The following is a 413-nucleotide window of genomic DNA, read 5'->3' on the forward strand; positions in this document are numbered from 1 at the left end:
AGAACAGACCGGCATGCTGTGTACCCAGAGCAATCACGATTGCGCCGGTCAGTGTTGCCAGATTGATCATGAAGCGTGGCTTGTGGGTCTTCGCGGTGTAATACAGCGCATCGGCCAGAACCAAACGGCCTTCCGCATCGGTATTGATCACTTCGATGGTCTGACCGGACATAGTTGTGACAATATCGCCCGGACGCTGTGCGTTACCGTCAGGCATATTCTCTACCAGACCGATGACGCCGACCACATTGACCTTGGCTTTACGACCGGCCAGTGCACGCATCAGACCGGTAACAGCAGCCGCGCCGCCCATACCGCCCTTCATATCTTCCATACCCAGCGCAGGCTTGATGGAGATACCGCCGGTATCGAACACAACGCCCTTACCAACAAAAGCAACCGGCTTGTCTTTA

1 pseudogene is annotated in these 413 nt (G+C 55.4%); it reads right to left on the reverse strand.

Annotation, left to right across the window (positions count from 1 at the left end):
* Positions 1-413 (reverse strand): annotated as a pseudogene (locus tag HBA93_RS18915) (leucyl aminopeptidase); the annotation flags it as partial.

It is taken from the genome of Ochrobactrum sp. SFR4 (genome assembly GCF_019730395.1).
Lineage (GTDB): Bacteria > Pseudomonadota > Alphaproteobacteria > Rhizobiales > Rhizobiaceae > Pseudochrobactrum.